At 72.8% G+C, this 7,281-nt stretch carries 10 protein-coding genes; 7 read left to right on the top strand and 3 right to left on the bottom strand.

Going from position 1 to position 7,281, the window contains the following annotated elements; translation table 11 throughout:
• Positions 1-349: 349 nt before the first annotated feature.
• Both AB0442_RS41210 and gndA read left to right on the top strand, forming a co-directional pair.
• A complete protein-coding gene (locus AB0442_RS41210; protein ID WP_366168658.1) occupies positions 350-610 on the top strand; it encodes a co-chaperone GroES in 261 nt (86 codons plus the stop codon).
• A 9-nt stretch (positions 611-619) separates the two neighbouring features.
• A complete protein-coding gene (gndA, locus tag AB0442_RS41205) occupies positions 620-2,062 on the top strand; it encodes an NADP-dependent phosphogluconate dehydrogenase (protein ID WP_366168657.1) in 1,443 nt (480 codons plus the stop codon).
• Positions 2,063-2,122: 60 nt separating this feature from the next.
• Here the strand turns inward: gndA and AB0442_RS41200 are convergent, their stop codons facing one another.
• Positions 2,123-3,145 carry an alcohol dehydrogenase gene (locus AB0442_RS41200; RefSeq protein WP_366168656.1) on the bottom strand — a complete coding sequence of 341 codons (1,023 nt, stop codon included), beginning with the start codon at positions 3,143-3,145 and terminating at the stop codon, positions 2,123-2,125.
• A 706-nt stretch (positions 3,146-3,851) separates the two neighbouring features.
• Here AB0442_RS41200 and AB0442_RS41195 point away from each other — a divergent pair.
• Positions 3,852-4,385: a hypothetical protein gene (locus tag AB0442_RS41195; protein ID WP_366168655.1), complete on the top strand. Its 534-nt coding sequence runs from the start codon at positions 3,852-3,854 to the stop codon at positions 4,383-4,385.
• An 85-nt stretch (positions 4,386-4,470) separates the two neighbouring features.
• Here the strand turns inward: AB0442_RS41195 and AB0442_RS41190 are convergent, their stop codons facing one another.
• Complete coding sequence (locus tag AB0442_RS41190) at positions 4,471-4,650, bottom strand: hypothetical protein (RefSeq protein ID WP_366168654.1); 180 nt, start codon at positions 4,648-4,650, stop codon at positions 4,471-4,473.
• 158 nt (positions 4,651-4,808) lie between these two features.
• Between AB0442_RS41190 and AB0442_RS41185 the strand changes: the two genes are divergently transcribed.
• Positions 4,809-5,216, top strand: a complete 408-nt coding sequence (locus tag AB0442_RS41185; RefSeq protein ID WP_366168653.1) for a hypothetical protein — start codon at positions 4,809-4,811, stop codon at positions 5,214-5,216.
• Between the two features lie 54 nt (positions 5,217-5,270).
• Here the strand turns inward: AB0442_RS41185 and AB0442_RS41180 are convergent, their stop codons facing one another.
• A complete protein-coding gene (locus AB0442_RS41180; protein WP_366168652.1) occupies positions 5,271-5,513 on the bottom strand; it encodes a hypothetical protein in 243 nt (80 codons plus the stop codon).
• 333 nt (positions 5,514-5,846) lie between these two features.
• Here AB0442_RS41180 and AB0442_RS41175 point away from each other — a divergent pair, with 333 nt between their 5' ends.
• The 3 genes from AB0442_RS41175 to AB0442_RS41165 form a co-directional block, all read left to right on the top strand.
• Positions 5,847-6,278, top strand: a complete 432-nt coding sequence (locus AB0442_RS41175) for a hypothetical protein (RefSeq protein ID WP_366168651.1) — start codon at positions 5,847-5,849, stop codon at positions 6,276-6,278.
• A gap of 110 nt (positions 6,279-6,388) precedes the next feature.
• Positions 6,389-6,592 carry a hypothetical protein gene (locus AB0442_RS41170; RefSeq protein WP_366168650.1) on the top strand — a complete coding sequence of 68 codons (204 nt, stop codon included), beginning with the start codon at positions 6,389-6,391 and terminating at the stop codon, positions 6,590-6,592.
• A gap of 372 nt (positions 6,593-6,964) precedes the next feature.
• The coding region (locus AB0442_RS41165; protein ID WP_366168659.1) for a DUF5994 family protein at positions 6,965-7,281 on the top strand (317 nt) is incomplete at its 3' end.

The following is a 7,281-nucleotide window of genomic DNA, read 5'->3' as shown; positions in this document are numbered from 1 at the left end:
TTCCGCGAAGACCACCCCTCTCTCACCAACAGCCCACTACACTCCCCACGACGCCTCTGACCAGGCCAGATAGCGAAGCACTGCTGGAGTACTAGTAGGGCTTGGTCAGGTTCGTCTGGGTGTGGGTATGTCCGCCACCGTGCGATCCTGCGGAGCCGCACTTCGGCGGGCGAGGCGTCGGGCAGCCGGGTGGCCCCGACTCCGTGAGGCCGAAGGCCTGGGGTCATACAGTGCAGGATCCGGGAACCCCGGCAGAATCGAATATGGACCGCTTCGTCCGCGCCTCCGTCGCCCGGTTCCGCCGGTCCCCCTGCTTGCACCCGTACCGCCCAGTTCAGAGGAGCACCCCATGCCCGACTTCCACCCGGAGCACGATCGCCTGGTCGTCAGGCCGATCGGGGAGCCCGTCGCGGACTCCGACACCCGTACGGGCGAGGTGGTGGCGGTGGGACCCGGCCGGCCCCTGGAGAGCGGCAAGCCGCACCCGGTGGACGTCAAGGTCGGCGACCGAATCGTCTTCGCCACGTTCTCCGGCTCGGCGATCGAGGTTGAGGGGGAGACGTACCTGGAGGTTCCCGAGGACGAGGTCCTCTCGCTGTCCGCCGAGTAGGAGAGCCACATGGCCGAGCAGCCGAAGGCCCGGATCGGCGTCACCGGATTGGCCGTGATGGGCCGCAACCTGGCCAGGAACTTCGCCCGTCACGGCTACCGGGTCGCCGTGCACAACCGCACGCAGGCCAGGACCAACGCCTTGCTGGAGGAGTTCGGCCACGAAGGCGAGTTCGTCCCGGCCAAGTCGCCGGAGGCTTTCGTCGCGGCGATCGAACGCCCACGCATGATCGTCATCATGGTCAAGGCGGGTGATCCGACCGACACCGTTATCGACGAGCTCGTCCCGCTCCTCGACGAGGGCGACGTGCTGGTGGACGGCGGGAACGCCCATTTCCTCGACACCCGACGTCGGGAGTCCGCCCTTCGCGAGCGCGGGCTGCACTTCGTCGGCAGCGGCATCTCCGGCGGTGAGCAGGGTGCGCTGGAGGGGCCCAGCATCATGCCGGGCGGCACGGAGGAGGCGTACCGGTTGCTGGGGCCGCTGCTGGAGGACATCGCGGCCCAGGTCGACGGCAGGCCCTGCTGCACGCACGTCGGACCGGACGGTGCCGGTCACTTCGTCAAGATGGTCCACAACGGCATCGAGTACGCGGACATGCAGCTGATCGCCGAGGCGTACGACCTGCTGCGCCACGCGGCGGGTATGCAGCCGGCCCAGATCGCCGAGGTGTTCCGCACCTGGAACGGAGGGCGGCTGGAGTCCTACCTGATCGAGATCACCGCGGACATCCTCGCCCACACCGACCCGGAGACCGGGCGGCCCTTCGTCGACGTCGTGCTGGACCGGGCCGAGCAGAAGGGCACCGGACGCTGGACGGTCCAGACCGCGCTGGAGCTCGGTGTCCCCGTCGGAGGCATCGCGGAGGCAGTCTTCGCCCGCTCGCTGTCCGGCAGCGTGCCCCTGCGCGAGGCGGGCCGCGGTCTGCCGGGACCGACCGAGACCTGGCTCGACAGCGCTGCCTTCGACCGCTTCGCCGAGGACGTCGAGCAGGCCCTGTACGCCTCCAAGATGGTCGCGTACGCCCAGGGCTTCAACCAGATCCAGGCGGGCAGCGCCGAGTACTCCTGGCAGATCGACCCCGGCGCGATGGCCGCCATCTGGCGCGGCGGGTGCATCATCAGGGCCCGGTTCCTCAACCGGATCAAGGCCGCGTACGACGAGGACCGGGCGCTGCCCACCCTGCTGACCGACGTCCACTTCAGGGAGGCGCTCGGGTCCGCGCAGGCGGCCTGGCGGCGGGTGGTCTCGACGGCGGCGCAGCTGGGCGTGCCGGCACCGGGCTTCGCGACGGCCCTCGCGTACTACGACAGCCTGCGGGCGGAGCGGCTGCCGGCGGCCCTGATCCAGGGGCAGCGGGACTTCTTCGGCGCGCACACCTACCGGCGGGTCGACCGCGACGGGGTCTTCCACACCCGCTGGGAGGAGCCGAGCCGTCCCGAGGAGCGTTGACCGGCGCGCCACTGCCCCACCGGGCGAACCCGGTGGGGCCGTGGCACGCGGGCGCGCCGGTCAGCCGGTGGTGACGACCATCCGGAAGCGGGCGGCGCCGGCGAGCATCCGGTCGTAGGCCGCGGTGACCCCTTCGAGCGGTACCGTCTCGACCATCGGGCGGATGCCGTGGAGCAGGCTGAACTCCATGGTGTCCTGCACGTCCCGCGCGGTGCCCGAGGGGTGGCCGCGGATGATCTTGCCGCTCATGAGTAGCTGGTTCGGGCTGATGCCCAGCGGTGCGGCGTCCGCGCCGATCACCACCAGCTCGCCCCGGGTGGCCAGACCGTCCACCGTCGCCGTGATGGCCTCGGAATTCGCGGCCGTTCCCAGGACCACCTGTGCTCCGCCGAGCGACTGCAGCGCCTCCCCGACGCCGGCGCCCGCCGTGCTGTCGACGTAGTGGTGCGCGCCGAGCTCCTTGGCGAAGTCCGCCTTGGCGGCCCCGCGGGCGATGGCCACGGTCTCGAAGCCCATGGCGACCGCGTACTGCACCGCCAGGTGGCCGAGACCGCCGATGCCCAGCACCGCGACCAGATCGCCCGGCTTGGCGGAGCTGCGCCGCAGTCCGTTGAACGTCGTGACGCCCGCGCAGCCCAGCGGGGCCGCCTCGGCCGCCGACAGCCCATCGGGAATCCGAGCCAGGGCGTCCACCGGTGCGATCATCGCGTCGGCGTACCCCCCGTCGTAGGCCCAACCGGGCACCTTCAGGCTCTCGCAGACGATGAAGTCGCCCTGTCGACAGCGCCGGCAGTGGCCGCAGCTGCCGCCGAACCAGCCGACCGCGACCCTGTCGCCCACCTGCCAACTGGAGTGGACGCTCTCGCCCACGGCCTCGATGCGCCCCGCGATCTCGTGGCCTGGCACCAGCGGGAACCGAACGCCCGGCAGGAGGGCATCCACGAAGGCGGTGTCGCTGTGGCAGATCCCGCACGCCTCCACCACCACCCGTACGTGGCCCGGGCCCGGCTGGGGCACGTAACGCTCGACGATCTCGAAGCGCCTGCCGGCGGCCGGGACTTGTGCGACTCGATAGGTACTCAATCCGGATCTCTCCCAAGCACTGGCACGACCAGGTACTGCGACGGCAGCCCCCGCAGAAGGCATTCCCGCGCCCAGCACATCAGTCTCGGCTCGATCGCGCACGGCGGGCAGCGGGTTGTGGACGTACGGGTTCGGCCGTTCACGGCTGCGCGCCTGTGCCGATCGGGTGAACGGCGTGCGGATCTGCCGGCACCCCGACCGGCTACTGGAGCAGCGCGGTGTGCGGGTGTTCCGGCGATGCCGGGCAGGCGTAGAGCTGCTGGTTGTAGCGTCGCCGACGGTGATCATGGTCGGTCTCGCCGGGTCGGGGCAGTTGGTGTGCCCGGAATCGGTGGCCCGGTCCTCGTACGGGCTCCAGCTGTGGAGGTCCGCGTGCCGCTGCGCCGTGGCGAGGGTCAGCAGCGGCTCCATCCGGCTGTCGCGGACGCGGCAGTACCGGGGAGCGGGATCGGTGAAGCTCCGGGGTGCCCAGCCGCCGGTCTTCCAACCGGGCGCGACGGACAACTCGCGGTCGTAGGAGGCGTCCTCCGCTCCGGGCAGTGCCGCGGCTCCAAGCCGGTCTTCTGGCGGGCGCTCCAGGCCCGGACCTGCGTGCGGAGGTCCGGGTCCAGATCCGCGGCCAGGAGTACTCGGTGACCTGCTCCGGGGAGAGCAGGCACGCTCGGGCAGGTAGCCCTCGAACGGGATCGCGGGCGGCTGCGGGGGCATGGTGAAGACCTCGCCGACCTCGCCGGCGGACCGCCAGAACAGTTCGGTCCTGGTAGGCAGCGGGGTGTTGGCGGGGGTCGGAGAGCCAGAACTGGACCGGCTCGGCCTCCCCGGCAGGCCACTCGGCGAGCACCCGGCACTCGGCGAGCACAAGGCCTTCGGTGCTCCGTCGGCTTGGCGGTGCCGGTTGGAGGAGGTTCTCGGTCGGGGCGGAATGGGGGTTGTCTGGCGGGCCGTCGAGGAGCGGATCGGCCCTGCGGTGGTAGTCAGGACCTTGCCCTCCGCCTATGGCGACCTGCGTGCTCAGCGGCGTCTCGCCGCCGAGGCCCGGGCGTTGGGCCGCATCTGCGACCGGCATGTCGTCGCTGTCCACGACTACGGCACCGATTCCGACGGCGCGGTCTTCGGCGTCATGGAGTTGGTGGCCGGTCGTCCCGGTTCACGTTCTGCGGTGACCAGCAGCGCCGACGCTGTACGGCCTTCGAGTGGTGCAGCCTTCGGGTGGTGCACGGACCGAGGCCGCGGCTGCTGAGAGGGAAGCAGCGGGGCCGCCCGAAAGCACACCGGCTGGCAGGTTTGCGCCTTCCCGGACCGGCAGGACTCGGCTCCCGGTGGGGTCAGTGGCGGTGGTGGTTGTCGGGCTGTGACGGGCCGCCGGGGTGTTCGAGACCGGGGACGAGGGTGAGGCGGTGGGCGCGGGCGTGGTCGAGCCAGCGGACGAAGGCGAGGCGGCGGGCCGGGCCGAGCAGGTCGAGTGCTGCGTCCGGGCCGGGGACGGCACGGGTGCGGGTCGACACGAGCGCCGCCGTCCAGCCGGCGGCGGTGACCCGGCGGCCGGGCGGGGCGGCGCGGAGGGCGGCGGCGAGCGCGACGGGGAGGGTCTCCGGGTCGGCCTCGAAGTCGCCGTCGGGGGTGGCGAGTTCCCAGACGGTGGCGGGTACGGGCCGGTGGTGCGGTGACGTGGGCGGTGACGGTGGCGAAGACCGCGCGGACGGCGGCGCAGCCCTCGAACGCCGCGGGGCTGATCGTGGTCCGCAGCACCCTCGGCGCCCAGCGCGCCGCCGCGGCCCTCATCCCGCTCGCCGACCGCGCCACCACGCTGTGGGCCGAGGCCCGCCCCTACGCCAAGCCGCAGCACGAGCGGGCGATCGCCCCGGCACTCGACGAGGCCCACGCGGCGATCGCCGAAAAGGACGGCAAGGACGCCGACCGGATCCTGCGCCTGGTCGTGGGCACCATCCGCCACGCACTGAACGAGTCCCCCGACCGCGGCCACGGAGCCCCGACCAGCGCGCTCAAGACGCAGGCCGAGACCCTCCTGGCCGACATCGAGGCCTTCCTCGACGCCCACGACGCCCACTGAGCAGAGCGCACCGGCCGTCCGGCCCCGAGACAGGGGCCGGACCGCCGCCGCGTTCTACTCCCGCTCGCCGGACGGCTGCTCGGTGACCAGCCGCCACAGCTCGCCCGCCACGCGCGACCCGGCGCCGGACAGCAGCCGCCCGACCACCAGACCACTCCACCCCGACGGGTCCCGCCGCGCCGGGACCACCCGGCCGCCGCCCGCGGCCCCGGGCGGCTGTACCCGCCGCTCGCCACCGTCCTCTGGCTGGCCCGTCGCCTCGCCGGCGCCGTGCGGCTTCTTCTCGGCCTCGTCCACGCTGCTCTCTCCATTCGCTCGATGCGGGTGGTGGACGTCGGATCCGCTCGGGACGGCAGCGGGAGATGGGCACCCTGACTGGTCCTCAGCGGTCCGACAGGCCGGGACAGTAGGGAGCTCACGGCGCCGATCAACCCCCCGTGGGCACCGATTCCGAGACCCGCCGAACACCTAGCCAGGAGGGGGAACCGCACGCGCATACACCACCCAGCGGGCGAATCAACCCCGCGTGACCAGCACCGATCCAGCGCTGGGCCCGGTAGCCGGATGCCGTTCGTCGGACTATCCCTGACCGCCCGCGCAGCCCGGTGCACGCGTCCTAGGCTCCGACGCGTGCCCTCCTACATCGCCGACACCCGCCACCGCCGCCTGGTCGCCGTCCTGCCCCCGCTGCTCACCCGCTCCTGCCCGCCGCAGGCCGGTGGCTACGGCGGATCATGGGAGGTGCGCCTAACCCGGACCGAGACCGAAGACCTCGGCGGCCTCGCCCTGCTGCGCTCGGCGATGCGGACCGCCGCCCGCACACTCGGCTGGCGGGCCGAGACGTACGGCGCCCCGACGCTGTACGGGGCCGTCACGGGGATCGTCGACCGCCGTCCGGTGCCCGAGGAGTTCGCCGACGCGGTCGACCGCTACCGCCAGGAGCGGATGCGGGCCGCGGTCGAGACGGCCGAGCGGAACCGGGCCGATGGCCGGCAGCGGGCGGTACGCGGGTCGGTGTTCGTGACCACCCAGGAGTTCCGGGCCGCGCTTGCCGACCGGTAGGCGCAGCACCCAAGCCGTGCCCGGGCCCGGCCCGGGCGGGTGACCGAGTTGGGCGCAGCAGCGGGAAACGAGGGTGTATACCGGCCTGGCGGCCGGTCATACTCCTTGGCGTGAAGGAAGATCGTCGCCCGCTGGGCCTGCCCGAGTTCTCCGCCCCTGCCACCGACCGGCCCACCGGCACCGGCCGCCGCCCGCTGCCGCCGGTCGACCGGGCCCTGTTCCTGCCGCCGCTGGCCGCCGAGCCGCCGGCCCCGGCGCCCGCGCGCCGGCCCCTGGCCGACGGCGGCCTGCTGTTCTCCAGCAGCAGCAGTTGAGACCCGGCGCTGCACCGCTCCGATGCATCAGGCCGTCTTGCATCGCGGCCGTGAACGGGCCGCGTCTGCAATCCCGGACGGCGAGCGCCAGCAGGCACCGGGACTGGTCGCGGCCGTAGAGCCGCCGAGCTCCGGCACGGGTTTCGGCGAGGCGGCGGGCGCGACGGCTACTGCCACCGCCGAGGCCTCGGGCAGGGGTTACTCGGGCAGGACGGTGTGGGTGAGCACGGCGCGGTGCTGGATCCGGGCCGGGCCCGTCAGCGTGGCCCAGTAGCCGTCGGTACTCAGGGCATCGGCGGTCTGCCGCTCACCCGCCCGCAGCCGCGCCGTCTCGGCCCGTCAACGCCGGGCGGAAAATCTGACCTCACGACCATGCCGGGTTCAGGCCGGATCGAGAGTAACCTGGACATCACCGAAGGCACTTCGCATGCCGGCACCGGACACTGGCGTCGTCTCCGGCGAACGGCTATCCCCGACCCGGCCCAGGCCGGGTTCGGAGACAGGTCCTTGATTATGACTGCGATCCTCGATCCTGCGACGGCGCCGACCGCCCCCGAATCACCCGTGCGGCTCTCCCTCGCGCCCCAGGGCGTGCGGGCCGGCCGACTGGACGGGGCCTGGTGGCCCCGGTCGCGTGACCTTCTTCTCGAACTCCCCTCCCTGGCCGCCGAGATCGACGAGCGGTGGGG

The sequence above is a fragment of the Kitasatospora sp. NPDC085895 genome, assembly GCF_040702125.1.
Classification (GTDB): Bacteria; Actinomycetota; Actinomycetes; order Streptomycetales; family Streptomycetaceae; genus Kitasatospora; species Kitasatospora arboriphila.
This window is presented reverse-complemented; position numbering and strand designations above follow the sequence as displayed.